General features: G+C 67.5%; 24 protein-coding genes and 1 pseudogene. 15 read left to right on the forward strand and 10 right to left on the reverse strand.

The genetic code is table 11. From position 1 onward, the window contains the following. Nucleotides 1-9: 9 nt before the first annotated feature. The 4 genes from ACEUEL_RS16125 to ACEUEL_RS16140 form a co-directional block, all read right to left on the reverse strand. Nucleotides 10-1,581, reverse strand: coding sequence for an FAD-dependent monooxygenase (locus ACEUEL_RS16125; RefSeq protein ID WP_405707422.1), 1,572 nt, complete (start codon nucleotides 1,579-1,581; stop codon nucleotides 10-12). Nucleotides 1,582-1,820: 239 nt separating this feature from the next. Further along, a complete protein-coding gene (locus ACEUEL_RS16130; RefSeq protein ID WP_405707424.1) occupies nucleotides 1,821-1,961 on the reverse strand; it encodes a hypothetical protein in 141 nt (46 codons plus the stop codon). A 334-nt stretch (nucleotides 1,962-2,295) separates the two neighbouring features. After that, complete coding sequence (locus ACEUEL_RS16135) at nucleotides 2,296-3,558, reverse strand: SGNH/GDSL hydrolase family protein (RefSeq protein WP_405707426.1); 1,263 nt, start codon at nucleotides 3,556-3,558, stop codon at nucleotides 2,296-2,298. A gap of 27 nt (nucleotides 3,559-3,585) precedes the next feature. Continuing rightward, complete coding sequence (locus tag ACEUEL_RS16140) at nucleotides 3,586-4,377, reverse strand: SDR family NAD(P)-dependent oxidoreductase (RefSeq protein WP_405707428.1); 792 nt, start codon at nucleotides 4,375-4,377, stop codon at nucleotides 3,586-3,588. A gap of 188 nt (nucleotides 4,378-4,565) precedes the next feature. Here ACEUEL_RS16140 and ACEUEL_RS16145 point away from each other — a divergent pair, with 188 nt between their 5' ends. After that, nucleotides 4,566-5,522, forward strand: a complete 957-nt coding sequence (locus ACEUEL_RS16145; protein WP_405707430.1) for a LysR family transcriptional regulator — start codon at nucleotides 4,566-4,568, stop codon at nucleotides 5,520-5,522. On the opposite strand, the gene ACEUEL_RS16150 is transcribed toward ACEUEL_RS16145, so the two are convergent. The 3 genes and pseudogenes from ACEUEL_RS16150 to ACEUEL_RS16160 form a co-directional block, all read right to left on the reverse strand. After that, nucleotides 5,501-5,866: an oxidoreductase gene (locus tag ACEUEL_RS16150; protein WP_405707608.1), complete on the reverse strand. Its 366-nt coding sequence runs from the start codon at nucleotides 5,864-5,866 to the stop codon at nucleotides 5,501-5,503. The genes ACEUEL_RS16145 and ACEUEL_RS16150 overlap by 22 nt on opposite strands. Before the next feature lie 207 nt (nucleotides 5,867-6,073). Continuing rightward, nucleotides 6,074-6,370, reverse strand: a pseudogene (locus ACEUEL_RS16155) (SDR family NAD(P)-dependent oxidoreductase); the annotation flags it as partial. Between the two features lie 122 nt (nucleotides 6,371-6,492). Beyond that, nucleotides 6,493-7,176, reverse strand: a complete 684-nt coding sequence (locus tag ACEUEL_RS16160) for a GntR family transcriptional regulator (RefSeq protein WP_405707432.1) — start codon at nucleotides 7,174-7,176, stop codon at nucleotides 6,493-6,495. A gap of 209 nt (nucleotides 7,177-7,385) precedes the next feature. On the opposite strand from ACEUEL_RS16160, the gene ACEUEL_RS16165 reads away from it, so the two are divergent. The 13 genes from ACEUEL_RS16165 to ACEUEL_RS16225 all read left to right on the forward strand — a co-directional run bounded on the left by ACEUEL_RS16165 (nucleotide 7,386) and on the right by ACEUEL_RS16225 (nucleotide 20,860). Next, complete coding sequence (locus ACEUEL_RS16165) at nucleotides 7,386-8,168, forward strand: SDR family oxidoreductase (protein WP_405707433.1); 783 nt, start codon at nucleotides 7,386-7,388, stop codon at nucleotides 8,166-8,168. A 17-nt stretch (nucleotides 8,169-8,185) separates the two neighbouring features. Next, the gene (locus ACEUEL_RS16170) at nucleotides 8,186-9,319 is read left to right on the forward strand and encodes a pyridoxal phosphate-dependent aminotransferase (protein WP_405707435.1); all 1,134 of its coding nucleotides are present in this window, start codon (nucleotides 8,186-8,188) and stop codon (nucleotides 9,317-9,319) included. A gap of 12 nt (nucleotides 9,320-9,331) precedes the next feature. Further along, nucleotides 9,332-10,213, forward strand: a complete 882-nt coding sequence (locus ACEUEL_RS16175) for an alpha/beta fold hydrolase (RefSeq protein WP_405707437.1) — start codon at nucleotides 9,332-9,334, stop codon at nucleotides 10,211-10,213. Nucleotides 10,214-10,220: 7 nt separating this feature from the next. Beyond that, complete coding sequence (locus ACEUEL_RS16180) at nucleotides 10,221-11,504, forward strand: Zn-dependent hydrolase (protein ID WP_405707439.1); 1,284 nt, start codon at nucleotides 10,221-10,223, stop codon at nucleotides 11,502-11,504. Further along, nucleotides 11,501-13,006, forward strand: coding sequence for an aldehyde dehydrogenase family protein (locus ACEUEL_RS16185; RefSeq protein WP_405707441.1), 1,506 nt, complete (start codon nucleotides 11,501-11,503; stop codon nucleotides 13,004-13,006). Before ACEUEL_RS16180 ends, ACEUEL_RS16185 begins: the two co-directional genes overlap by 4 nt. Next, on the forward strand, nucleotides 13,003-13,797 hold the full coding sequence (locus tag ACEUEL_RS16190) for an ABC transporter ATP-binding protein (RefSeq protein WP_405707443.1): 795 nt from the start codon (nucleotides 13,003-13,005) through the stop codon (nucleotides 13,795-13,797). Before ACEUEL_RS16185 ends, ACEUEL_RS16190 begins: the two co-directional genes overlap by 4 nt. Beyond that, nucleotides 13,781-14,590, forward strand: a complete 810-nt coding sequence (locus ACEUEL_RS16195) for an ABC transporter permease (RefSeq protein ID WP_405707444.1) — start codon at nucleotides 13,781-13,783, stop codon at nucleotides 14,588-14,590. The genes ACEUEL_RS16190 and ACEUEL_RS16195 overlap by 17 nt, the downstream gene beginning before the upstream one ends. A 23-nt stretch (nucleotides 14,591-14,613) precedes the next feature. Beyond that, nucleotides 14,614-15,621: an ABC transporter substrate-binding protein gene (locus ACEUEL_RS16200; RefSeq protein WP_405707446.1), complete on the forward strand. Its 1,008-nt coding sequence runs from the start codon at nucleotides 14,614-14,616 to the stop codon at nucleotides 15,619-15,621. Between the two features lie 10 nt (nucleotides 15,622-15,631). After that, nucleotides 15,632-16,570 (forward strand): ABC transporter substrate-binding protein, encoded by a 939-nt coding sequence (locus tag ACEUEL_RS16205; protein WP_405707448.1) that lies wholly within the window; start codon nucleotides 15,632-15,634, stop codon nucleotides 16,568-16,570. A gap of 17 nt (nucleotides 16,571-16,587) precedes the next feature. After that, entirely contained in the window at nucleotides 16,588-17,724 is a 1,137-nt protein-coding gene (locus tag ACEUEL_RS16210) for an NAD(P)/FAD-dependent oxidoreductase (RefSeq protein ID WP_405707450.1), read from the forward strand. After that, the gene (locus tag ACEUEL_RS16215) at nucleotides 17,721-17,987 is read left to right on the forward strand and encodes a 2Fe-2S iron-sulfur cluster-binding protein (protein ID WP_405707452.1); all 267 of its coding nucleotides are present in this window, start codon (nucleotides 17,721-17,723) and stop codon (nucleotides 17,985-17,987) included. The genes ACEUEL_RS16210 and ACEUEL_RS16215 overlap by 4 nt, the downstream gene beginning before the upstream one ends. Continuing rightward, a complete protein-coding gene (locus ACEUEL_RS16220; protein WP_405707454.1) occupies nucleotides 17,984-19,423 on the forward strand; it encodes an FAD-dependent oxidoreductase in 1,440 nt (479 codons plus the stop codon). Before ACEUEL_RS16215 ends, ACEUEL_RS16220 begins: the two co-directional genes overlap by 4 nt. Nucleotides 19,424-20,242: 819 nt before the next feature. Next, entirely contained in the window at nucleotides 20,243-20,860 is a 618-nt protein-coding gene (locus tag ACEUEL_RS16225) for a hypothetical protein (RefSeq protein WP_405707456.1), read from the forward strand. Nucleotides 20,861-21,846: 986 nt separating this feature from the next. Here the strand turns inward: ACEUEL_RS16225 and ACEUEL_RS16230 are convergent. Together ACEUEL_RS16230 and ACEUEL_RS16235 are read right to left on the reverse strand one after the other, a co-directional pair. Next, nucleotides 21,847-22,515 (reverse strand): hypothetical protein, encoded by a 669-nt coding sequence (locus tag ACEUEL_RS16230; RefSeq protein WP_405707458.1) that lies wholly within the window; start codon nucleotides 22,513-22,515, stop codon nucleotides 21,847-21,849. Between the two features lie 35 nt (nucleotides 22,516-22,550). Then, the gene (locus ACEUEL_RS16235; RefSeq protein WP_405707460.1) at nucleotides 22,551-23,096 is read right to left on the reverse strand and encodes a hypothetical protein; all 546 of its coding nucleotides are present in this window, start codon (nucleotides 23,094-23,096) and stop codon (nucleotides 22,551-22,553) included. A 498-nt stretch (nucleotides 23,097-23,594) separates the two neighbouring features. On the opposite strand from ACEUEL_RS16235, the gene ACEUEL_RS16240 reads away from it, so the two are divergent. Beyond that, entirely contained in the window at nucleotides 23,595-24,269 is a 675-nt protein-coding gene (locus tag ACEUEL_RS16240) for an RraA family protein (protein ID WP_405707461.1), read from the forward strand. 19 nt (nucleotides 24,270-24,288) lie between these two features. Here the strand turns inward: ACEUEL_RS16240 and ACEUEL_RS16245 are convergent, their stop codons facing one another. Further along, nucleotides 24,289-25,248 (reverse strand): LysR family transcriptional regulator, encoded by a 960-nt coding sequence (locus ACEUEL_RS16245; RefSeq protein WP_405707463.1) that lies wholly within the window; start codon nucleotides 25,246-25,248, stop codon nucleotides 24,289-24,291. Between the last annotated feature and the right edge of the window lie 122 nt (nucleotides 25,249-25,370).

Genomic DNA, 25,370 nt, shown 5'->3' on the forward strand with positions numbered 1-25,370 from the left:
ACCGGGCCGTCAGGCCACGCCGAGCCCTGCGGTGTAGGCTGCCAGCGCCTCCATATGGCGCTCGTCGGCACGCAGGCCGAGATAGCCGTCAGGTCGAACAACAAACAGGGTCACACCGTCGACGCCGAGCCGGTCCGCCACCTCGGGATCGATGCCGCTATGGCCATCGGTGATCGGCCCGCCAGCAGCGAGGGCGAGATGCGCCTCCAGGATCGGGGTGCCCACCTGTGCCGCGATGGCGTGCTGAACTGCGCCGTACTCGTCCGGCGAGGCCGCCGTTCCGGCGATGACAATAGCGGTATGGCCCGTTCGGTTGGCGAGCACGTTGAGCATGAACGATGCGCCACCGGCCGGTCGGACCTCGATGTGATCAGGCCAGAGCTGACCGGGTGCCAGGGCGGCACTCCGGGCGCCCATGACGATCGGCGAGGCACCGTAGTCGATATCGAGCTCCGCCTCGGCCACCGCTTCCTGATGGCGGACAGCGGGATCCGCGAAGGCCGCGCGGATCGATGCATCGCGCGTGCGCCGCTCGGATGGGTCTTCGAGCAACTGGGCGCGGTCGACCTCGTCGCCGGAACTCACGATCTTCTCGGCCACCGGCCGCCGCTCCGCTTCGTAGCTGTCAAGAAGCGTCTCGGCGCACTGACCGGAACGGACCAAGGCGAGTTTCCAAGCCAGGTTGAAGGCATCCTGAAGGCCGGTGTTCATGCCGTGGCCCTGGAGAGGGCTGCAGGCGTGAGCCGCATCGCCGGCGAGCAGAATGCGACCCGCACGGTACTGGCGCGCCACCTTGCTGTGACAATGGAAACGGACGGGATTGGCCACGTCCGTAAAAGAGGCTTCCGGCAGATAGCGGTGCAGGGTGAGGGTGGCATCCGCCACCAGGTCACTCGCCTCGCCGCTGGGTCGCACATAGGCGCGCCAGCGATCCTCCGGCAACGCCGTGAGGATAATCGGCGGAATGTCGAAATAGGCAAAATTGCCCTCGTGGGAATAGGGCCAGCCGTCAATCGCGGCATCGAACACAGCCCACGCCTCCTCGATAGGGTGGCCGTCCTGCTCGATGGCTGTTAGATCGCGCACGGTGCTTCGATGACCGTCGCAGCCCACGACCCAGCTGGCCATGACCTTGGCCTCGTCGCCCTTGCAGGTCATGGTGGCCAGAACGCCGCCGTCTTGCTGCTCGAGACCCACCAACGCCGTGGCGCGCGTCACCACGCCGCCGAAGCTTTCGAGATAGCGGGTGAGGATCGCTTCCGTGACCTCCTCGGACACGCCGACATTGAAGGGAAAGCGGCTGCCGCAGGCGGCAAGGTCGATCTCGGCCAGCGCCACGCCGTTGGAGTAGATGCGGGCGAGTCGCTGCCGGGCACCTATCTTCAACAGCGGATCGGCAATGCCGAGAGCGTCGAAGATCTCGACGGAGCGCGGGTGGATCACGGTGGCCCGGTCCCAGGTCACGGGCTTCTCGTGGGCATCGATGATCAGGCAATCCACGCCCCGGCGCTCGAGTTCGGCCGCCAACAGAAGCCCCGTGGGACCCGCGCCCACCACGAGAACACCAACATCCCTGACCACGGCGCGACTCCCAAAGAACGTCTAGATATCACGAATGACAGGACGCGGCTGCATGGCCTCCTTGTATCGAGCCGCCATCCGGTTCGACTGGGTCTTTGGTGCTGCGGGCGTTCCGACGGCGGGAACCGGCATATCTTTCCCGGCGGAGCAGGTCATGTGACCGATCTTTCCGCCGCGCCTTCGATACCGGTTGGATGGCCCCGATGGTACAAGGCCGAAGCGGCCGCTGGCACCGCCGTTTAACGATTCGACATGATGGACACACCGGCGTGGCGGAAGTCCCGCTCGACCAGGAATTCGGTGTTCGAGCCGTCCGGTGTCGGCAGCGCGATGGCGCGCGTGAGATCCTTGATGATGCCGGCCTGAAAGCCTTCGCGCACCGCATCGAGCGCCGACTACGCCGCACAGAAGTCATACGCCAGCCCGACGAACACGCAGCGCCTGACGCCTTTATCGCGGAGATAGCCGGTGAGCCCCCGGGTGAGTTCCGGGCGCTGGGCGCGCGCTCAGCGATCTTCTCCAGGATCAGCTGGAGAATACGGCGATCATCGTGAAGCAGTGACGCCAGAAGCGGCTGCGTCGGCGATTTCCTCACCCGTCATTCGATGCGTTGAGATCCTTGGAGGGCGTGCAATTGAGTCTCGCCCTTCGCCCAGCGCTCACCAAGTCGGTCGATAGCCAGCCTCGGCGGCCTCGCGAGGCAGTGGCCGGCGCTCACTTCACCAGCAGCCCGGACGATTCAAGGACCGCCGCGACAGCCTCGGCGATCGCCGCGTTGCCGGCATCGCTGGCGTGGAGGTGGTCGCCGGAATCGAAGGCGGGGCGCAGCCGGGCCGAATCCGCCGGATCGCGCAGCGCGGCATCGAGGTCGACCACGGCATCGAAGGCGCCACCGGTGCGGATCCAGGCGTTGACCGCCTGTCGCAGCCTGTCCTTCGCCGGCGTGTAATAGCCGCGAAAGGGGGTGTCGCCCAGCGCTCCCTCGAACGGCGTCAGCGTCGCGCCGATGATCGGGATGTTACGAGCGTGCGCCTTGGCAGCGAGCTGCCGGTAGCCGTCGATGAGCTCATCGGCGGTCGGCATTTCGAGTTCCGGCGCAAACAGATGGCCCGGCCAGCTTATATCGTTGATGCCGATCAGCACGACCACGGCCTTGACGCCCGGCACGGCGGCGACGTCGCGGTCGAAGCGGGCCAGCGCACTCTCGCCCATCTTCGCGCGCAGCAGCCGGTTGCCGGAAATGCCGGCATTAACGACGGATATACCCTGCGGCGCCAGTCTTGTCGCGAGATGGTCCGGCCAGCGCTGGTTGGCGTCGAGGGTCGAGGCGGCGCCGTCGGTGATGGAATCGCCCAGCGCCACCACGGTTCCGGTGCCCGCCGGCGTCTCGGCCAGGATGGCGCTCAACACGAGGCGGGTGGTGGTGGTGCCCTCGACATCGAGGGTGGCATTCGACGTCGCATCGCCCGTGGTGAGGAAGGTGGTCTCGCCGCCGTCCCAGTGGAAGGTCGAGACCGCCGTCGGGCGCGGGAAATAAAGGCTCACGGCAAGCGCTTCGCGCGCCGCGGCGGTGAGGTCGACAGGGTCGCTGACGATGTCCGCGCCGGGCAGGATGGTGGCCGCCGGCTTGCCGCCGAAGGTCACCGGCCGCAGCGTCTCAGGCTGGAGGGCGTCCTTCTCCGCCGCCCTTGCCAGCGTGGCAGCGCCGATGGTCACCGGCGTGTCGCCGTAGCGGTTGGAAAGCACGAGGCGTAGGCGCGCACCGCCGAGGGAAAGCTTCACCCGCTGGCGCACGGTCTGGTTCCACAGCGCGGGCGGCGCCAGCACCGACAGCGGGAAATCCCCCTCCCAGCGCGGTTGCGGGCTGGCGGCCCAGACGGTCGTCCACACTCGCGCGAGGCGAGGCGCGGTGTCCGCCCGCCCGGGAGGCGGGCACAGCACGGTAAGCAGAAGGGCGAGGGTCATAGCGATGCGCATGTGCGGCTCCGGTGGCGGATGGGTGCTTCAGGCGCCGTCGAAGCGGGGGGCGCCGTTGTGGCAGGTGAGGCCGCCATCGACGGGGAGGTTCACGCCAGTGACGAATGAGGCGTCGTCCGAGGCGAGGAAGGCGACCGCCGCGGCGATCTCCTCGGGCCGGGCGATGCGACCCATCGGGTAGGTGCGCGCGAAGGTCGCCTCGACCTCGCCGGGATCCAGCCGTGCGATCGCCGCCGCGAACATGGGCGTGTGCACCGAACCCGGGCACACCGCGTTGACCCGGATCGCCTCGCGCGCGAGGTCGAGCGCCATGGAGCGGGTGAGATGGGTCACCGCGCCCTTGCTGGTGGCGTAAGCCGCCTGGCCGAAATCCCCGCCGAGGCCGGAGATCGAGGAGAGATTGACGATATTGCCACGCGGGTTCGCCCGCCGCAGCAGCGCGAGCATGGCGAGCGAGAGGTCCATCACCGCCTCGACATTGACCGCGAAGAGCCGACGCCACGTAGACTGCTCGGTCTCCTGGAAGGCACCGCCGGCATGGATGCCGGCGTTGTTGACGAGCACGTCGAGCCGGCCGTGGCGCTCCCCGATCCGCCCGGCGAGGCGGGCGGCGGCGTCGTCGTCGGTCATGTCCAGCACCACGGGCTCCGCCGCACGACCTTCGGCACTGAGCGCACCGGCGACGCTCCCGGCAGCGGCGCCGTCGCGATCGGCGAGAATGACGTGACCGCCCTCGGTGGCGAGCCGGCGCGCAATGGCGGCGCCGATCCCGGAGCCCGCCCCGGTGACGAGAACCACCTTACCGACGAAGCGGTCCATCTCAATTCTCCGCAGCCTGCCGCCCTGCCGGCGGGCCGGGCCATCGGCAGACTAGGAAGCCGGGCGCGGCTTCGAGAATGCGTCGTCCGGCACGTCGGGTGTGACGAAAATTCCGGACGGTGCTGATGTAAGCTCCGCCGTCCCAGCCGGCGCAGACCGGCGGGCGGGAGACCTGTCAGGAGGCGAGCATGGTCGATCGCGCGGGCGAGATGGAGGCGTTCGTGCGCTCCGTGGAACTCGGCAGCTTCTCGGCGGCGGCGCGCAGCCTGCAACTGACGCCGTCCGCCATCAGCAAGCTGGTCACGCGGCTGGAGGACCGGCTCGGCGTGCGCCTCGTGCTGCGCTCCGCGCGCGGACTGCAGCTGACGCCGGAGGGCGAGGCCTTCTTCGACCGGGCGTCGCGGATCGTCGGCGACATCGAGGAAGCCGAGCGCACCGTCTCCTCGGGCGCCGACCAGCCGCGCGGCCCCTTGCGCGTCAACGCCAACATCCCCTTCGCCACGCATTGCGTGATTCCGCTGCTGCCGGCCTTCCTCGTGCGCTATCCCGGGGTGACGGTCGACCTGTCGCTCACCGACTTCATGGTCGATCTGGTCGGGGAGCGGGCCGACGTGGCGATCCGCACCGGCGTGCTGCGCGATTCCAGCCTCAAGGCGCGCAAGCTGATCGAGAGCCGGCGGGTGGTCGTCGCCGCGCCCGCCTATCTCGCCCGCCACGGCACGCCGCAGACGCCGGCCGAGCTGGAGCGCCACAACTGCCTGAACTTCAACTTCCGCCGCAGCCTCGACGAGTGGCCCTTCCTCGAGACGCCCGCGGACGGCGGCAAGGCGGTGCTGGGCGGCAAGATGGTCCGGACCCTGCCGGTGACCGGCAACATGAAGGCCAATAACGGCGAGACCATGCGCCTGCTGGCCATCGCCGGCGTCGGCTTCGCCCGGCTGTCGCGCTTCCATGTCGGCCACGACATCGCGGAAGGTCGGCTCGTTCCGGTGCTCGAGGACTACAATCCGGGCGACGTGGAGCCGGTGCACGCGGTCTATATCGGCCACGAGCACCTCTCCAATCGCATCCGGGTGTTCGTCGATTTCCTCGCGGCCCAGCTCGCCCGCCGGTCCGAGCCGGATTACCTCGCGGCGACGCCGTAGACGGGATAGTCGTCATAGCCGGCCGCGCCGCCGCCGAAGAAGGTCTTCGGATCGGGCGTGTTGAGCGGCAGGCCCTCGGCGATGCGCCGCGGCAGGTCGGGATTGGCGAGGAACGGGCGGCCGAAGGTGACGAGATCGGCCAGCCCCTGCTCGATCAGCGCTTCTCCGCGTTCGGGCGTGTAGCGCCCCGCGACGATGATCGTGCCGGGGAAACGCTTGCGCAGCGCCTGCCGGTAGTCGCGCGGGACGAGGGGTGCGTCGTCCCAGTCCGCCTCGGCGAGGTGGAGATAGGCGATGCCGGCGCGGTGGAGCGCCTCGGCCGCCAGCAGACTGGTGGCGACCATATCTCCGGATCCTCCATATCCTGCAGGGTGACGTGCGGCGAGAGGCGGACGCCGAGGCGCTCCGGCCCGGTCTCGCCGGCCACGGCCGCCACCACCTCGTCGAGGAAGCGCAGGCGGTTCGACGGCAGGCACGGAGCGTTGGAGGAAGATGCCCACCGCCTCCTCGCGGCCGGAGCCGTAGCTGGCGGCGAGCGAATCGAGGAACCCGCCCGGCCGATCCCACAGTGCGGTGCGGATATGGGCGGGCGAGACGACGTTCGAACGAACCCCCCTGGGCGTGAACTCGCGCGCGAGGCCTTTCGGCAGCATGCGCACCGCGGCCTTAGAGATCGAATAGTCCGGCAGCAGCGGATGCGGCATGCGCCCGGCTTCCGAGCAGCAATGCAGGACCACCCCGCGCCCGCGCACAAGCATCGACATCTTCGGTCGCCTGCAACTGCGCTTCGGTCGCCGGACCACCCCGCGCCCGCGCGCATGGACGGCGATAAAGGCACCATCAGGCATGCCCGGATAAAAACTTTGTATGCCAAATCCGTCGCCGCGGCCTTCCGAGACGTCCAACCCACCCACGGCGATTTCCGCGCGCCACTGCGGCCTGCACCTATTTTCTGCAGGTCGAGGAAAGATTAGGCGCTCTTCGTCGCTTGGAGAAAGTGCAGGAAGTCCGTCAAGTCCTCGCCGAGCAGGGCGACATGCCCTTGCATGCGCTGGCTCGCGAGCATGGAATCGCCGGCAACAATGGCGTCGAGAATGCCCTGATGTTCGGGGATGGAGGAGGGCATCCGGCCCGGCCGATAGGTCACATAATGGCGGTAGGCCGAGGTTTTCAGCGTTGCCGCGCGCAGAAGCTCCTGCAGCACGCGGTTCTGGCTGGCCTCCGCGATCATGCCGTGAAAATCGTTATTGGCTTCGAAAAAGGCCTGGACATCCGAGCGCCGCGCAGAGTCGACACAGCGCTCGTGAATGGCTTGCAGCTGGCGATGATGCTCGGGACGCGCGCGGCGGGCGGCCTGCGCGGCGGCGAGCGCTTCCAGATTGGCGACGACGGTGAAGCCGTCGAGCAGCTCCGCGACGGAAAGCTCCGCCACGACCGCCCCGCTCCGCCCGCGCACGGTGACCAGACCGCTCGCGACAAGGCGTTGAATGGCTTCGCGAATCGGCGTTCGGGAGACGTCGAATTCTTCCGCCAGCTGACGCTCGTCCAGCCGGTCGCCAGGCCTGCGGGCGCCGCGCAGGATGTCCCCCTCAAGGAGATCGGCAATTTCCGCCGCACGGGAAACGAAGGCAAGGGGTGCCGACGTGCGATCCATGTATGCCAAACTCCGATTTCCTCACAGCGTCGCGCGCCGGGCGCTGCCTGAGTTTTCATCGTTCTAGGTGAAGCGCGGGGGTGTGACCAGCCCGATACTGATTGACGGCGTGAGGATGTTATGAAAGTTTGGCATGCCAAAATCAATTATTGGCATGCCAAACTTCCGATAGAGCATGCCAGACGCAGCCGAGAATGGCGGGGTTGGATATGAAGCTTGGACTGGAGGGTAAGGCCGTCCTCATCACCGGGGCGTCCAAGGGCATCGGGCGCGCCACGGCGCTGTCGTTCGCCGCCGAGGGCTGCTCGCTGCACCTCGCCGCGCGCTCCGCCGCCGAGCTTGAGGCGAACCGCGACCACATCGTGCGCGAGTTCGGCGTGGAGGTTGCCATCCATCCCGGCGACCTTTCCGACACCGCCGTTCTGGACGAACTCGGCCGCCGCTGCGGCGATGTCGACATCCTCGTCAACAATGCCGGCGACATCCCCCCGGGCGACCTGATGACCGTCACCGACGAGCTCTGGCGCCGCAGCTGGGACCTCAAGGTTCATGGCTATATCTACCTCACCCGCTTGCTCTATCCGCGCATGCAGGAACGCGGCCACGGCGTGATCGTCAACGATATCGGCAATTCCGGCGAGAACTGGGACGCCAACTACATCGCCGGCGCCTCGGCCAATGCGAGCCTGATGGCCTTTACCCGCGCTCTCGGCGGCGTGAGCCTCGACCATGGGGTGCGGGTGGTGGGGGTCAATCCCGGGCCGGTCGCGACCGATCGCATGATCAAGCTGATGAAGCGCCGCTCGGTCGACTGGTATGACGACGAAAGCCGTTGGGAAGAGCTGTTTGCCAAATACCCGGGCAAGCGGCCCGCCTCCGCCGAGGAGGTCGCGGATCTGATGGTATTCCTGGCGTCACCCCGCGCCGGGTACATCACCGGCACCATCGTCACCATCGACGGCGGCATCGCGTCCCGCCGGTCCATCATCTGAGCGTCGAGGGGCACGCCATGCACCGGTTCGAGCGGCGCAACCAGCATTTCGACCGGCTCGTCGCCAATGCCGCGCTGCGCTGGATGGGGCAGAACACCAATCATTATCCCGCTCACCCCGAGGTGCGCGCGGCGATGGTGGACTGCATCGACGGCGACCACTTCCATGCCTACGCTCCCCCCCTGGGGCTGGAGGAGCTGCGCCAGGGAGTGATCGAGGATCTCGGCCTGCCCGGCCAGGCCGCGCTCATCACCGACGGCGCCGTCTCCGGGCTCTATCATGTCTGCCGCACCCTGCTCGGCCCCGGCGACACCCTCGTGACCACCGATCCCACCTGGGCCTGGCCGATGGCCTTCGCCCGCGAGGCGGGGGCCGCCGTCGTGCAGATTCCGATCTATGGCGCCGAGCACGGCTATCGTCTGGCACCGGAGCGGCTGCGCGCGGCGATCGATGACACGACACGCGTGATCTACATCGTCGATCCCAACAACCCGCTCGGCACCTGCTGCACGGCCGAGGAAATCGCCGAGATCGCGGAGATCGCCCGTTCCGCAGGGGCGTGGCTCATCCACGACTGCACCTATCGCGACTTCGCCTATGGCCATCATCTGGCCGCCCACCACTACCCCGAGCGCACCATCACCGTGTGGAGCTTTTCGAAGTGGTTGGGCTTTGCGGGTCTGCGTGTCGGCGCGCTGGTGGCCCATCCCGACGTGATGGAGCGGCTCGCCGTCGCGCCGCCGAACAATCTCGGCTCCAGCATACTCGCCCAGCGCGGCGCCATTGCCGGGCTGAAGGTGAAAGGCGAGTGGTTCGGCGAGGTGCTCGCCAAGCAGCGGCACAGCCAGCAGCGCGTGCGCGAAGCAGCCGAGGCCATTGCAGGCTTGCACGTGCCGGTCTTTCCGTCGAACGGCAACTTCCTGATCATCGAATGTGAAGGCGCCGGCATCCGGCCCGAGGCGCTGGTCGCGGCGCTGGACCGGCGCAACATTCAGATCCGGCAGGGCAGCTACCACACCAAGGCCTTCGGCGACCGTTTCGTGAAGGTCAGCGTCACCGTGCCCAACCTCTGGATCGACGAGTTCTGTGCCGCCCTGCCGTGGGCGGTCGAGACCGCGCGCGGGATGAACGCGCCGGCCGAGCTGTTCTGAGCGGAGGGGATCATGGCCAGCATCCGGACCAGCGACGGCGTCGGGCTCCATGTCGAGGAGGCGGGCAGCGGCATCCCGGTGATCTTCGTCCACGAGTTCGGTGGCGATCATCGCAGCTGGGAGCCGCAGATGCGGTTTTTCGCCCGGCGCTACCGCTGCATCACCTTCGGCGCGCGCGGCTACCCGCCCTCCGACGTGCCGGAGAGCGTCGAGGCCTATTCGCAGTCCCGCGCCGCGCGCGACATCGCCGACGTGCTGACCGGGCTCGGGATCGAGAAGGCACATGTGGTCGGCCTGTCGATGGGCGGCTTCGCGGCGCTTCATTTCGGGCTCGATTTCCCCGACCGGGCGCTGTCGCTGGTCGCGGCCGGCACCGGCTACGGCGCGGAGATCGAGCACGAGGCCTATTTCCGCGGTGTCTCCGAGACGGTGGCGGCCAGTTTCCTCGAACAGGGCAGCGCGCAGTTCTCGCTCACCTATGCCGAGGGCGCCTCGCGCGTTCAGTTCCAGAACAAGGATCCGCGCGGCTGGGCGGAGTTCCAGCGCTGGCTCGGCGAGCATTCGGCACTCGGCGCCGCCAACACCATGCGCGGCGTGCAGGTGCGGCGTCCCTCGCTTTATGCGCTGGAAGAGCGGTTCCGAGCGATGGCAGTGCCGACGCTGGTGATCGCGGGCGACGAGGACGATCACTGCCTGCAGCCGGGCATCTTCCTCAAGCGCGTAATCCCCGCCTGCGGCCTGATGGTCATGCCCAAGGCCGGGCACACGCTCAATCTGGAGGAGCCCGCCGCCTTCAACGCGGCGCTCGCCGAATTCTTCGCCATGGTCGAGGCCGGGGCGTGGAAGCCGCGCGATCCGCGCGCCAATCCCGCCCAGATCATGCGGACGAGGTAGCCCGTCAATGCTGAAGACGGCCGGTCGTCTTGCTGCTCGTGTCGATCAGGACCGCCTGTGGGCGCGCCACATGGCGCTCGGCCGCATCGGCGCCTTCGGCCAGACCGGCGTCAACCGGCCGGCGCTGTCGCCGCTCGACGGGAAGGCCCGCCGGCAGGTGGTCGACTGGGGCCGCGCGATCGGCCTCGCCGCCAGCGTCGATCCCATCGCCAACCTGTTCCTGGAACTGCCCGGCACGGATCCCGCCCTGGCGCCGGTGCTGATCGGCTCCCACCTCGACAGCCAGCCGACCGGTGGCCGCTTCGACGGGGTGTTTGGCGTTCTCGCGGCGCTGGAAGTCATGGAAGCACTGGTCGCCGCTGGGGTGGCACCGCGCCGCACGGTGATTCTGGTGGCGTGGACCAATGAGGAGGGCTCGCGCTTCGCACCGGGCATGATGGGCTCGGCCGCCTTTGCCGGTGCGAGGGCTCTGGAGCCGATCCTCGAGCTGCGCGATGCCGAGGGCATTTGCGTGAAAGAGGCGCTCGCCGCCCTCGCCGCGACCGAGACGGACCTGTCCCGCCGCCCCCTCGGTTTTCGCCCCGCCGCCTATGTCGAGCCGCATATCGAACAGGGGCCGGTGCTGGAAGCCGCGGGCAAGACTATCGGCATCGTCTCCGGCATTCAGGGCAAACGCACCTTTCGCGTGACGATCGAGGGTGCCGAGGCCCATGCCGGCACCGAGCCCCATGCCAGCCGGCGGGACGCGCTGCTGGCAGCGGTTGATGTGGTCAGCGCCCTTGCCCGTCATTTCCACGATCCCGAGGATATGACCCGGTTCACCGTCGGGCGCTTCACTGTCACGCCCAACGCGCCGTCGGTGGTGCCGAGCCGGGTCATCTTCTCGATCGATCTGCGCCACCCCGACGCCGGCACGCTGCAGGCACTGGGCGACGCCATTGACGACATCAGCCGCGCAAGCGCGGGCCGCTGCGACGTGGCGGTCGAGCCGCTGCTCCATGACCCGCCGCTGACATTCGCGCCGCGGCTCCGGGAGAAGATGGCCGATTTCGCGGAGAAGCTCGGCCTGCGCTTCCAGCACATGGCCTCCGGCGCCGGGCACGACGCCCGCCATCTCGCGCGGGTCGGCCCGGCGGCGATGATCTTCGTGCCCTGCAAGGACGGGATCAGCCACAACGAAGCCGAAAGTGCCCTGCCGGGCGATCTCCACGCCGGCGCGCAACTGCTCGCCGAGACCGTGGAATGGCTGGCGCAGGCCAGTAACGTGGATATCGAGGAACTGGCGACATGACCCCTGCCGGCACGAGGGATGTACCGGTCTATGGCCTGCACTACGGGGGAGGGTGGCGCGCGGCTCATGGCAGCAAGACGCTTGAGATCCGCAGCCCCGCGAGCCGTGCCCTGCTCGCCGTGGTGCCTGACGCCGATGCCGAGGATGTCGCCGCCGCGGCGCAAGCGGCGCAGGAGGGCCTCGAGCGGTGGAGCCGGCTCGACGTCTTCGAGCGCGCCCGCCACCTGCACGCACTCGCCGCGCTGATCCGTCAGCGTGTGCCCGACCTCGCGGAGCTGGAATCGGCGATAACCGGCCGACCCATCCGGGAGATGCGTGCGCAGATGGGGCGCATCCCCGAATGGATCGAGTATTTCGCCTCGATTGCGCTGGGCCTTGAAGGCGAATCCAACCGGGTAAAGGGCGACATCGTCACCCTCACCCACCGCGAGCCGTTCGGCGTGTGCGCGCTGCTCACGCCGTGGAACCACCCGATCCTGATCCTCGTGAAGAAGTTCGCGGCGGCGCTCGCGGCGGGAAACACCTGCCTCGTGAAGCCCTCGGAGCTCGCTCCGGTCTCGACGCTGATCTTCGCGCAATGGTGCCATGAGGCCGGCCTGCCGGACGGGGTCATCAGCGTGGTGACCGGCGGGGCCGAGGCCGGGGCCCTCGTTTGTGCCCATCCCGCCGTGCAGCGGATCGATCTCACCGGCGGCACAACCACCGGCCGACGTGTCGCCGCGGCGGCGGCCGAGCGGCTGGTGCCCTGCACACTGGAGCTCGGCGGCAAGGCGCCGATCCTCGTCTTCGAGGATGCCGATATCGAGGAGGCAGCCTCCGGCGCGGCGTTCGCGGCCTTCATCGCTTCCGGCCAGACCTGCGTCTCCGCCACGCGCTTCCTTGTGGCCGAGCCGATCTACGAGCGCTTCCTCGCGGCGTTCGGGTCGCGCATCGCGCGGCTGAAGCTGGGCGATCCCGCCGACCCGTCCACCGATGTCGGCCCGGTTATCTCGCAGGCCTCCTGCGCACGCGCCTATGACCACATGGACGCCGCACGGGCCGCCGGCGCCCGGCTCGTCGCGGGCGGCGAGCGGCCGGCCCTGCCGGCTCCGCTCGACCAGGGCTTCTATGTGCCGCCGACTCTGTTTGCGGACGTCACGCCGTCCATGCGCCTCTTCCGCGAGGAGGTGTTCGGACCGATCGTCTGCGCCAGCCCGTTCCGTGACGAGGCCGAGGCGCTCGCGCTCGCCAATGACAGCCCCTATGCGCTGGGCGCTGCCGTATGGACCCGCGACGTCGCCCGTGCGCACCGCGTGGCTTTGCAGGTCCGGGCCGGCGTCGTCTGGGTCAACGACCACCACAAGAACGATCCGCGCTCGATCTGGGGCGGGTATGGCGAAAGCGGCTATGGCAAGGAGAACGGCTGGGATGCGCTGGAGAGCTATATGCGCAAACGCAGCGTGGTGATCCGCACCGCGCCCGCCTTCGACGACTGGTTCGCCGGCGGGAGGCGCTACGGATGAGCGCTGCACCCCTCCTCTCCTTCCGCGGCCTCGACGTCGTCTTCGCCGGCGAGGGCGGCACCGCGCCGGTCACGGCGCTGAAGAACATCGACCTCGACATCGAGGCCGGCCAGTTCGTCTCCCTGATCGGGCCGTCCGGTTGCGGCAAGAGCACGCTGCTGCGCATCGCCGCCGACCTGATCCCGCCGGCGGCGGGCCGCGTCGAGGTGGCGGGCCACCCACCGGCGGAAGCGCGGCTGCGCCGCGAGATCGGCTTCGTGTTCCAGGATTCGGCGCTGCTCGAATGGCGGCGGATCCTGCCCAACGTCGCCCTGCCGCTGGAATTGCAGGGCGTGCCGAAGGACCAGCGGACCGCGAGGGCCCGCGCCCTGCTGGAACTGGTCGGTATCGCGGCCTTCGAAAACGCCTGGCCGCGCCAGCTTTCCGGCGGCATGCGCCAGCGCGCCGCCATCGCCCGCGCCATGTCGACCTCGCCGCGCGTGATGCTGATGGACGAGCCGTTCGGCGCGCTCGACCAGATCACCCGCGACCGCCTCAACCTCGAACTGTCGCAACTCGCCGAGCGGGAGGCGATGACCGTCGTTTTCGTCACCCACTCCATCCAGGAGGCGATCTTCCTGTCCGACAAGGTGGTGGTGATGACGCCGCGCCCGGGCCGCATCACCCGCATCATCGACGTCGACCTGCCGCATCCGCGCCGGCTCGACGTGCGCGAGACCGACCGCTTCGTCGAACTGTGCCGTCTCGGGGAACGTCTGCTGTCGGAGGGGTTCCATGACGATGGGCACTGAGCGCAGGACCCCGACGCGTTCGCGGATCGGCGCGCTGCTTGCCGCCGGCGCGCCCTGCGCCATCACCACCGTGGTGCTCCTCCTCGCGTGGGAAGTCGCGGTCGAGATCACCGGCGTGCCGGCCTACTTCATCCCGGCACCGAGCCGCATCTGGGCGGCCTTCATCTCGGGAAACGCCTCGCTCGGCTACCACACGGCGATCACCGCGTTCGAGGCGGTGGCGGGCTTCGTCATCGGCTCGGCATTCGGCGCGCTGCTCGGCGTCGTCTTCGCCTATTCGCGCATCGTGGCGCGCAGCCTGATGCCCTACGTGATTGCCTCCAACACCATCCCGGTCGTCGCCATCGCCCCGATCATCATGCTGTGGTTCGGCTCGGGCATCACCGCCAAGGTGGCGGTCACCGCCTTCCTGTCCTTCTTCCCCCTCGCCCTCAACATGATGAAGGGGCTGCAATCGTACGACCGCACGGTGATGGAGGTGTTCCACGTCGCCGCGGCGACGCCGGCGCAGCGCTTCTTCAAGATGCGCCTGCCGAGCGCCCTGCCCTACATCTTCGTGGGACTGAAGCTCAACGTCACCTTCAGCGTGATCGGCGCCATCGTCGCCGAGTTCATCCAGTCGGATCGCGGGCTCGGCTTCGTCATCATGACCGCCTACCGCACCCTCAACATGCCCCGATTGTGGGCGGCCATGCTGGCCTCCGCCCTGCTGGGCATTTTCCTCTTCGTGCTGGTCGCGGCCATCGAGCGATGGCTGATCCCGTGGCACAGCTCGATGCGCGAAGCCCCATAAAAACCGGACAGAGGAACGGCAACATGACGAAGTGGAAGCATGCCGTCGCGGCAGCGACAGCCTTGTTCATGGTACCCGCCATCGCGGCGGCGGACGACACGATGCGCCTCGAATGGGTGATGCAGGGCCAGTTCGCCGGCCCGATCGTCGCGCTGGAGAAGGGCTACTACAAAGAGGCCGGCATCGACCTGAAGCTGCTGCCGGCCGGCCCGGACCTGAAGCCGGCGATCACCGTGGCGCAGGGCACCGACACGTTCGGCATCGGCCACCCCAACCAGGTGATCAGCGCCCGCGCCAACGACGTGCCGCTCGTCACCGTGCTCCAGCTCGGCCAGAAGAGCGCGACCACCTACATTGCCCGCAAGGACAGCGGCATCAAGAAGGTCGAGGACATGCCCGGCCATTCGGTCGGCCTGTGGTTCGGCGGCGACGAGCAGGAATTCATGGCGATGCTGCGCGCCGCCAAGGTCGATCCGTCGAAGGTGAACATCATCTCGCAGGGCTTCGACATCGTCGGCTGGCTGAACAAGCAGTATGAGGTGATGCAGGTCACCCGCTACAACGAGCTGCAGCTGGTCTATGCCGAGGGCTACAAGCCGGAAGACCTGGTCTTCCTCAATGCCGAGGATTATGGCGTCGCCTTCGTCAATACCGGCGTCTTCGCCAATGAGGAGACGATCAAGAAGTACCCCGCGAAGGTGCAGGCGATGGTCGATGCCACGCTGCGCGGCTGGCAGGAAGCCCTCGCCGACCCGGAAGCCGCCGCCAAGATCGTCGTGAAGTACAATGGCGAACTGACGGTGCCCTCGCAGGTCGCGCAGATCAAGGCGATGGGTGACATCTTCTGCGCCGGCCCGACCCTGAAGGGCGAGCTCGGCATGACCGATCCCGCCACCTGGGAGCGGATCCAGAAGGTGCTGCTCGAAGCAAAGCTGATCGACGCCCCGATCAAGCTGGAGCAGGGCTATACCAACGCGTTCTGGGAAAAGGCCCCGGCCGCCTACAAGAAGATCAACTGCCCGGTGAAGTGAGGACGGTCCCATGTCGCGCGAGGTCCGCCTGAGGCTGCTCTGGCATCCCCAGGCCCAGTTCATCGGCTATCTCCTGGCCGAGCATAGCGGCATCGCGCGGCGACGCGGCATCGCGCTCACCTGCGAGCCGATCGACTTCCGGCAGGGCGGCATGGCCGCCCTGCTCGAGGGGGCCTGCGATCTGGCGATCGCCAGCCCCGCCCATCTCGTCGAGAGCACGGCCCCCGAGCGGCTCGCCTTCCTGATGGCGGTGCAGCAGGCAAGCCCGCTGGTCTATCCGGTGCGCCGGAGTTCCGGCATCACCTCGCCGGCCGGCCTCGCCGGGCGGACGGCCGCGGTATGGCCGGGCGGCGAGGATCTCGAATTCCGCTGGATGCTGCGCAAGGCTGGCCTCGATCCGGCGCGCGTGCGCCGCCTGCCGACCGCCGACACCGTGGAGGCGCTGGTCTCGGGCGCGGCCGACTGCGCGCAGATGACCATCTATCACGAGCTGCACGAGATGGAGCATCGCGGCCTGCCGCTCGACGCGGTGACGCTGTTCCGGCCCGACGACTACGGCGCGATGCTGCTGAAGGACGGTGTGATTGCCCGCAGCGACTGGATCGGCGTCGAGGACGCGCTGCTGCAGGATCTGGTCGAAGTGTTCCTCGAGGGCTGGCAGCGTGCCTTCAGCGATCCCGACGAGGCGGTCGCGCTCTGTTGCAAATTGCGGCCGGATATGAGCGAGGCCCATCACCGCACCCAGCTCGGCCACATGCGCGACCTCGCCGCCAGCGGCCCGGCGCTCACGCAAGGTTTCGCCGTGCCGGACGCGCTGCATGTGCGCCGCGCGCTCGACGCCATGGAAGAGGTGGACGGGCACGCGCCGGCGGTCGAGCCTGAACACATCGCCGTGGCCCGCTACTGGGCGGCGGCGCCGGCCGCGCTCAAGGCCATGGCATGGGCCTAGAGGCCAGCCATATCGTCGTGGTCGGCGCCGGCATCGTCGGCGCCGCGACGGCGTTGGCGCTCGCGGAGCGGGGCGCGCGCGTCACCCTTCTGGAGCGGGCGTCACCCGGCTCGGCGGTTTCCGGTGCCAGCCTTGCCTGCCTCGGCACCCACATGAATTCCGAGATCGAACTGCCACAGCTCATCTGGGCGACCCGGCGCTGGGCGCTGTGGGATCAACGTTTTCACGGCGCGTTTCATTACCGGCGCTGCGGCCAGATCCGCTTCATCGATCATGAGGCCGATATCCCAACCACCGAGCGCTGGATCGCGCTTGAGCGTTCGGCCGGTCTGTCGGCCTCCCTCCTCACTGCGGAACAGGTGCGCGAGATCGAGCCGGCTCTCACCGGGCCCATCCTCGCGGCGAGTTGGTCGCCCGACGACGCGCTGGTAAACCCGTTCCTGTCGGTACGCACACTGCTCCGGGCGGCGATGGACGCCGGTGCGGAGCTGCGCCACCACCAGAGCGTGCTCGCCCTAGACACGCGGGGCGAGCGCGTGTGCGGCGTTCGCACCGCCGACGAAACCATCTCTGCCGATGCGGTGGTGGTCGCGGGGGGGCCCTGGGCCGCGGATCTCGTGGCACCGCTTGGCGTGTCGCTGCCCATCGTCCCGCGTAAGGCGCAATGCCTTGCCACCGTCGCCCAGCCGCCGACCATTCGCGGCGTGGTCGGCGCCTGCAAGTCGGAACAGGGCGGCGTCCACGGCGGCTATACCCAGATCCAGCAATCGGAAGCCGGCCAGATCCTGTTCAACACGGTGCTGGAAGGCGGCGAATCCGCACCCGGCGCGCAGAACGCCATTCCCCCGGTCGATCTGCGCTTCGTCAGCGATTCCATCGCGACTCTGCTGCGGCTATTCCCCGGTCTGCGCGGCACCGATGTCCTGCGCTCCTGGGTCCGCTTCGAAGCGGTCACGCCGGACGATCGCTTCATCGCCGGGCCGGTAGGGCCGCCGGGGCTGTACATGGCCGCCGGCGACAATGGCACCGGCTTTCTGCGCGCGCCCGTCATCGCCGAGATCATCGCGGCCGCACTGGAGGGGCGGAGCGGCGATGTCGATCCCTCCCCCTATGATCCGCTGCGCTTCTCGACCGGGCGGGAGACATTCGCATGACCGCCTCACCTGATGCCATCGACATCGAAGTCGACGGACAGCGCATGCGCGTTCCCGTGGGCGCCAATCTGGGCGCGATGCTGCACCAGCACTTTGCCGGCCATCTGCGGGACACCGCGAGCGGCGCGCCGCGTGGCCTGTTCTGCGGCATGGGCGTCTGCTTCGACTGCGTCGCGCTGGTCGACTGCGTCCCGACCCGGACCTGCCTCACCACCGTCGCGCCCGGCATGGTCGTCAGGCGGCAGATGAGGGCGACGTCATGACCGGGCGCAGCGCCGAGACCCTCGACTGCGAGATCTGCGTCGTGGGCGGCGGCCCGGCCGGACTTTCGGCAGCTCTGGCGGCACGCGAGGCCGGGGCCCAGGTCGTGCTGCTGGATCTGTTCGACCGGCCGGGCGGACAATATTTCATGCAACCGCCTCATCCGGTGTCGGGGCTGGCCGCCGCCCAGGTGGCGCAGGGGCGGGCACTGATCAACGAGGTGCGCGCGAGCGGCGTCGTGATCCGTTCCGGCGTCGAGGTGTTCGGCGCAGACGGGGTCTCGACGCTGCTCGCGCGGCAGGGAAAGCAGGCTCTGGTGGTGCGCGCAAAGGCCCTGGTGCTGGCCACGGGCGCGCATGAGCGTGCCTCGCCTTTCCCGGGCTGGACCCTGCCGGGGGTGATGAATCCCGGCGCAGCGCAGCGTCTCGTCAAGATGCACGGCATCACGCCGGGAAAGCGCGTGGTTCTCGCCGGCTGCGGCCCCTTCCTTCTGGTGGTGGCCGCCCAGTTGCATCACGCCGGCTGCGAGGTTGTCCGCGTGGTGGAAGCGAGCCCCTCGCCCCTCGGCCTTGCCGCCACGTTGCTGCGCTTTCCCTCCCGCTGGGCCGAGGCGGCCGGACTGCTGCGCGCGGTGGCTCCGCTGTGGTCGCGGTTTCGCTTCGGCCGCGTCGTCGCCGAGGCGATGGGCGAGGGTCATGTCCGCCGCGTCCGCTTCGCCTTTCTGGACAGGGAGGGGGGCCTCGGCGCCGATGATCCGGAGACGATCGACGACATCGACGCGTTGCTGGTGGGGTATGGCTTCCGGCCCTCCGTCGAAATCGCCGCCCTGCTTGGTTGTTCGTTGCGCCATGACTGGAACGCCGGCGGGCACCATGTCGTGATCGACGAGGCGAACGGGGCGACCAGTGTGCCCAGTGTGTTTGCCGCGGGCGAGATCACGGGTGTCGCCGGAGCCCATCCCGCCCTTGCCGGCGGCGCACGCGCGGGTGCGACGGCGGCACGCTTCGTCGGTCGGCCCGCCGGCCATCCGCCACCGTCCGCCGCGGGCCGTGCCGACCGCTTCGCCAAAGCCCTGCGCCACGCCTTCCGCGTGCCTTACGCCGCACTGGGTCAGCTCCCGGACGCGGAAACGCTGCTGTGCCGCTGCGAGGAGGTCCGTGCCACCGATGTGGCCGCTGCCCTGCAGGACGGTGGGTGCGACGCCCATGGCGTGAAAATGTGGACGCGGGCCGGAATGGGTCTGTGCCAGGGACGAATCTGCGGTTTCGGACTGTCTGTCTATGCCGCGCAGCGGGCAGGTCTCGATCCCGCGTCCTTCGGCGCCAACGCCTCTCGCTTCCCGGCGCGGCCGGCCCCGCTGGAAGTCCTCGCCGACGCAACAGCCGCCGCCATCGCCCCCCCGCACGGCGGTCTTACTGACAGCGCCTCGGGGGATTGAGACGCCCGGGCCTTGCAAACCAGCGGCAGGGTTGGCGAGCAGCGAGCGACCGGAAAGCGAACTGTTCGCCGCGGCCTGTGACGCAGGCTGCTCTTAGCGCACGTCAGCAACCGCTCGTGTCCGTAGGTGATGGAGGGGAGCTTGCTAGAGTCCTCGTGCCGCAAATAGTGCCGGCGATTAATTTTGGGCGTCGATTAAGCTGGCGTCGATTTTGTTGCTTCGCTTGCGACCCGATACACCCTTCGGAGGAAGCCTTGCCTGAATTCTCGCCTCGGCCAAATCCGCTTCTCAAACATGCCACGGGGCGGCATGCCCAAGAAATTAGCCGCATCAATTTTCCTCATTTCAGGATTTCTCTCGAGTTCTGATGCAAGCGATGCAATCGCATCGACCCTAGACCTCTCTGTTTTAAGTGATTGCTTTTCCGATTTATTCATAAGCGCCGGGTAAAATAATTTCAAGAATAAATAATATAGAGATTTATCTATCTCAATATCAGACCATGCATTATCGGGCGCTCCGCAATCTATGACGGCAATTGCTTTGGCCATATCCCCATACAGCGAAACGGGTTCGATTCGGTTATCTTCGAGGTCGAAGCCTCTGGTTCCTCGATGCGGTCCAAGACGTGGTCGACGAGGTATGGCGGAGTATAGAAGACGCCTTTGTCCTTCTTGCGCTGCAGCCCCTGAAGCGCGACGAAGCGCTCGTAGAGGGCCGAGATCGTCTCGGTCCGGACCACGCGATACGAGACGTCGAAGAAGCTGAGCTGTCTTGCCCCGCTCCTCAGTTTCTCACCCGCACGCAGGACGCAATGACGTGCTCAGGCTCCGCAGGGAAGTCTGGACGCAGGGCGTAGCGCCCTTCCTCGTCATTGTCATGACTGACAGGGTCCTAGTATGCTCTGGCTTCGAGCCTCCTTCACGCAGGCCACATGTCGTTCGCGACGAGTTTCTTCAGAACGAGAGGCTGGCGCAGCTTTCCGCTGGACGCCTGCTTTCTTCGGTTACCTGGCGGGATTTCAACATTACCGCCTCATCGATGGTGGACAACGAGCTGCTGGCAGCGATCCAGCAGCTCAGCAAGCAGGTCCGGCAGGACAACGCTGCCCTGGCCGACCGGCCCAACCTCGTGAGCGCGCTAATCGGGCGCTTCCTGTACCTCTACGTGTTGATCGATCGCGGCATCGTCTCGCAGCGCTGGCTTGACGCGGCTGCCGCGGGAAGCCGCGGCGTCAGCGACTTTATTTCCGACGCACTGTCTGCCGCGAGGCTGGGGGGAGCTCGGCTCTGGGGACGGGACGATGCGTTTGTCGTGTTCGATGCGCTCGACAGCGCTATCAACGGTTCGGTATTCCCCATCGTAGGCGGATCGGAGGTTGCTGGACGACGGATCCTGCAGGCTGATCCATCCGCGCCAGCAGCGGTCGCGACGTAAACGACCGCCTTGAGTCGACCAGTCGCGGAGCCATCCTCCATGGCGAACACGCCGGAGACGCCGATCGTTTTCAAAGCTTCGCGAATCGCATGTGGCAGCTGTCGGCCGTCCTGGACGTCGGCAGATGTAAGAAAGGTGTTGGAGGCGCTATAGCCCAGCCCCTCACACACCGCATCGAGACGGCGGGCCAAGTCGTCAGTGTTCAAACTTCCATCTTCCACCGCTTCGCGCCATCTATCGAAAAATTATGCTGATGCCGCGGTTAACATAATACTAACATATTGAAAATTAAAGTAAAATTTTGTTTTGAGGAAAGCTCAGCAGGCTCAGCCACTTAGAGGGTGAAGGAGGTCTTTCGTCTGGCGGGCCGTGTCGAAACGGGTACCCGCGAAGCGATCAGGATGAAAGCGTGCTGAAGTCCTGTTCGAAGAGACGCGTTGAGTGACGATCATCGCAAGGCTCCACCTGCGGGTGATCGCTTAGCGGAACACGGCGCTTGCGCCAGTTCTTAATGCCCGCTTCCGGCCAGTGACCCAATGTCCGGTCATGGCGCATCCAAGACCCGTAAAGCGGTAAGCTGCAACGTCTGCTTTCAGGAAATCGCAGGTCAGATCTCTACGGCCGAGATGGGGGCGCAAAGCCGCCATTCGCATCGGCGTGCCAAGATGACCGCTAAGGTTGGAGAGCGGCTTAGGGGCTCGCGCAATCCCCACCTCACACCCACTCTCCGCACCCGTCCTCCGGTCGGACGCCGGGCCACTGTGCGGCGGCGCTGACGACGCGGCCGGCATTGTCGATGGTCGGGCCAGGGAGAGCGCGGCGGCAGATACCGACCGCATCGGGGCGGGCGGCGTCGAAGAATCGGCGGCCTGAGCAGCGGCCGTGAAGCGGCTCGCCGGCCTCGTACTCTCCGCAGCAGTCGGTGGCACGGACCTCAATCCACATGCCCCGTGCCGAGCGGGCGCCGCTGGCGTCGAGGCCGGCCATTAGGGCAGGCTTGCGCAGGTGCCCTTGGTCGCGACCTCTCCTGCCCGGAAGAAGCGGCAGGAGCCGCAGCGCTCGCCGGTAGCCTTCGTAGGCATCGTCTCCGGCAGCACCACAGCCGGGCTCTCCAGCATCGGCAAGGGTTCGCCGCGCAGGAAGCAGCCGAGCCAGGCGGGTAGCTCCGGCACCTCGCCCGTCTCCACCGCGCGGATCAGGTCATGGGCGGTGTCGAGCGGCTGCCACTTCCCCCCGCGCGACGCCGCGCCCGGCGCCGGGGAGCGCTCGGCGCGCAGAGCAATGCCGGCGGGCAGGTGGTCGGGATCGAAGGTAACGTCATCCGAGCGACGGAAGTAGAAGATCGAGGCGCCGCCCGGCGTCACAGTGACCGGGCATACCGCGCCATAGCCGGCCAGCATGTCTATGAACGCCGACGCTGCGCCCGGCTCGACCTCAAGGCCGATCAGCTTGGCGCTGGCGAGTTCGATCGCCGGCAGGGCGCGATGGTCGAGCTTGAGAACCGTGCCCAGCACATCGGAGCGGGCGGAGGCGTCGTAATTGCTTCCGACCGGGCTGCCGTCCGGCAAGACGATGCGGGTTACCAGTCCGGCCTTGGCGCAGCGGAAGGCGGCCTGATGGTTGGCCGCGACGATGCCGATTTCCTCGGGTGTCATGACAATGCTCGCTTTCGGGAGAGGGGGAATGAAACTCAGTTCGCGGAAGCGGCGGGGCGGCGCGTATCGCCCTTGTGCAGCCAAGCCTTGAAGTCGGGCAGGCTCATGCGGGTGACCGCGCCCATGCCCTTCCAGCCGGGGGCGTAGTTGGCCCGGTAGGCGCGCCCGGCCTGCTCCACTGTGGCGTAGCCGAGCATGACCTTGTGCTCGTCGAAGCGGCCGGTGGCGGGGTTGCGCTGATCGATGATGAAGACGGGAGCGGCATCGCCGATGTCGGCTGTGCCCTCCTTCACGAAAACGTCGAGGTGATCCTTGTCCCGGCCGATCGTGCCGCGGATGTAGCCGTAATGGCTCTTCATCTCGACCGACCACGGCTTGCCCTGCGGATCGACGCCGCGGCGCTCGGAGCCCTTGGGATTTTCGATGCTGATATCGAGCTCGCCGAGCCTGAGATGCCCGAGCCGGTAGTTGCCCGCCTCCTTCTGGGCGGGCGTCGGCTCGGGATGGGCGTTGGTCTGTGAGGTCGCCTCGTGGGCGGCAGCATCGCGCGCGGCAACCTGCCGGTCGATGGCGCGTTCCACCTCCCGGCGCTCGCGCTCGATTCTCACGCGCTCGGCGGCGTCTGCCGCCTTGGCCCGCTGCGCTAGAATCGTCAGGCTGCGTCGCAGATCGGAATAGCTGGGGCCGGTGATCTACGCCAGCCGCCCGTTCAATGCCCGCTAGACGCCTCCGGCGCGCCCCGTAGCTGATAAAGGCTAAGGCTTCGTGGCCTCCGGTGTTCTGGTTGGCGCGGCGCGACATGAAGGCGCCGGCCGATCCGCCGCAATGCCATGCCCGAGCGCCCCGATGCCCGGTCTGCGGGAAGGTCGTCGGGCACGAGCCGGCACAGGCAGCGTGGCTCGCTTATGGATTTGCCCTGGATCAAAGGCTCCGCGAGGTTTCCCCGCCAAGCCACGGCGACTGAGCGATCAGATTATAAATCGATTGAGACAATTAATTACTCTTTCGTGCTCATACGTCATATAGAACGTAATTCGTATTGAAAAATTCAAATGCTGACTTATAGGGATCGAAGTTAGATGATAGGCCTGCGAATAAGGAAGAGAAGGCAAGCAGTTTCTTGGGGATTGATCGAGAAATATCGGTGTTTACCGGTGGCTAACGTCAGCGATAACATGTGCCGCCTGTCGGCCGGCGGTGCGCGACTGCGGCCGATGCATGATGGCTCGCCGCTGGCCGGGCCTGCCGTGACGGTCAAGGCCCCGCCGGGCGATAACCTCTTCCTGCACAAGGCGCTTGATCTTGCCGAGCCCGGCGACGTTATCGTGGTCGATGCCGGCGGCGATCTCACCAACTCGCTATTCGGCGAGATGATGGCGGCCCATGCCATCGCGCGGAAGATCGGCGGGTTGGTCATCAATGGCGCGGTGCGCGATGCCGCCGCGCTGCGCGAGAGCTCGCTGCCCGTCTTCGCCGCTGGCGTCACCCATCGCGGTCCCTACAAGAACGGCCCGGGCGAGATCAACGTGCCGATCGCGATCGACGGCATGGTTGTCGAGCCCGGCGATCTCATCCTCGGCGACGAGGATGGCGTGTTGTGCGTGCCCCATGATGCCGCCGAGGAGGTCTACGCCCGGTCTCTGGCCAAGCAGGCCGCCGAGGCGGCGCACATCGAGGATATCCGGCGGGGCCGCAGCGATCGCAGCTGGATCGACGTCACGCTCCAAAAGCTCGGCTGCTTGATCGAACCCTGAGCGTGGCGGACAAGGCGGCTCAGTCTCCTGACGCGTCCTTGTATCGGGCCACGACGCCCGCCCCGGCAGCTTCCGCGCTGTTCAGCAGCGCCGCTATGAGCTGGCGGGACGCCACCGACAGCACCGTCCGCTCCAGCCGGCACAGCAGGATGTCGCGGCGTAATTGCGGCTCGGTGAGCGGGCGGAACACCAGCTCGCCCAGCGACGAACGCGGGATGGAGAGCAGCGGCAGGGCGGCGATGACGTCGTTCTGCCGGATCAGCGCCATCACCGAATGGGTGTTGCGCACCTTGTAGGCGGTGGAGGAGAGCTGAATCGCCACATCCGGCACCACGGCCGCCACCGAGCGGATCTGCGTCTCGTAGCCCATGTTGAAGATCTCCTGACCGGACAGGTCCTCCCACCGCAACGGGCGGTCGAGTCGAGCCAGCGGGTGGTCGGCGCGGCAGAACAGGCCGATCGGATCGCTGAAGAGCAGTTCGGTGACGATCTCGGGCACCTCGAAGGTCGAGGCGCCTGAGAGGCCGAATTCCGCCTCTCCCTCCAGCACTTTGCGGCGCACGCCTTCCGAGTGGTCCTCGCCGACGTCGACGCCGACATTCGGGTAGCGCGCCTTGAACGCCGCGAGGGCTTCCGGCAGCACGGAACTCGCGATCGAGGCGATGGACGCCATAGTGACGCGCCCGCCTTGTCCGGCGTGGATCGCCCGCAGCGACGACATCGCCCCGTCCAGCTCGCGCACGATCCGCTCCGCCGCCGGCAGGAAATCGGACCCGCAGGCGGTCAGTTCGACGCGGCGCGTGGTGCGCTCGAACAGGGCGACGCCGAGTTGCTCCTCGAGATGGCGGATGCATGTCGTGAGCGCGGGTTGCGACAGACCTATGGCCTCCGCCGCCCGCGTGAAGGCGCCGAAGCGCGCCACGGAAATGAAGGCGCGTATCTGGCGCAGGGTCACGCCATTGGCCGATCCCACCGACATCGATTTCCTCCAAGGCTCGGCGCTATTCCGCGCCGTTCTGGGCCCGGTGGCGCGCCCCGCGGGAGGGAAGGGCACCTATCCGGCTTCGAGATAAATCGATTGAATAAATCGAATTGTAAAGC

The organism is Ancylobacter terrae, from assembly GCF_045108345.1.
Classification (GTDB): Bacteria; Pseudomonadota; Alphaproteobacteria; order Rhizobiales; family Xanthobacteraceae; genus Ancylobacter.